This window comes from Rhizobacter sp. P1_G5, from assembly GCF_056405435.1.
The window spans coordinates 1-840 of the sequence record NZ_JBFUCB010001114.1; the positions used below are offsets into that span (position 1 = coordinate 1).

At 58.2% G+C, this 840-nt stretch carries 2 protein-coding genes; both read right to left on the minus strand.

Features of this window, described 5'->3' with window-relative positions:
* Positions 1-381 (minus strand): hypothetical protein (locus AC1D12_RS34425; RefSeq protein WP_477845538.1); only part of this gene is annotated, 381 nt, incomplete at its 3' end.
* A gap of 10 nt (positions 382-391) precedes the next feature.
* Positions 392-840: hypothetical protein (locus AC1D12_RS34430; protein WP_477845539.1), on the minus strand; the 449-nt coding region annotated here is incomplete at its 5' end.

The window sequence follows — 840 nt, forward strand, 5'->3', positions numbered from 1 at the left end:
GACTCTCAGCTGGTCGGCTGCAACCCACTCGATCCGCGGCGGAAGTCCCACTCCGTAGGTCGATTCTGCGTAGTAGATGACCGACGCGTCCTTGTCCCCGTGCGAGAACGAGCCGTGTTGCGGCGGACCCAGGTGWATCTCGTCGTACAAGGCGCCTTGACCGAAACCGAGCCCGTTGTCGACGACCTCGACGGTTGCGGCGAAGTTTCTGGATGGGCTTTCAACTTGCGTCGTCTCGACAGCTCGCGGCACGCCTTCAGAACATGCTGAGAGACCGATGGCTGCCCCAAGCAACGCTCCTGCCCAGCTCATGCGCGCCCCTTGCGCTTCTCGAACTCGCGTCAGTACTTTCCTTGCTTCCTTGGACAGTTCGATGGTCATGGATGGTCCGTCAGGCAAGCAGAAGCGCTGCAACCAGCAATACGACGCCGACGACGACGAGAGTCCATCCCGGCTTTTCGCTGGCAAACACGAAAGTGCTCGGATCATTTGCGAGGTAGACGATCTGCACGGGCTTCCCGGCCTTGAAGTCAGCGAGCACCTCCTCTGGAAAGGAATGCTTCTGCGTGACGTCGCGACCATCTTCCGTCTTGAAATGAAACTCGGCTGTGTACGTGGAGGAGCCGCTCTGCTTGAACTCGGTGTACTTTCCAATCGGCTCAACCGTTGCGGTCTTCCCGCGCTTCTGAATGCTCGTGACTTCCGAGCGATCCTTCAACCCATAGCCGATGAAGACAAGTGCTGCGAATGCACCGAGCAACTTGAAGAGAACTTTGCCGTGAGATCTGGAGTGCATAGGGTTGAGTGGAGAATGAGTCCATGTGCTGCAATGCTGCCACG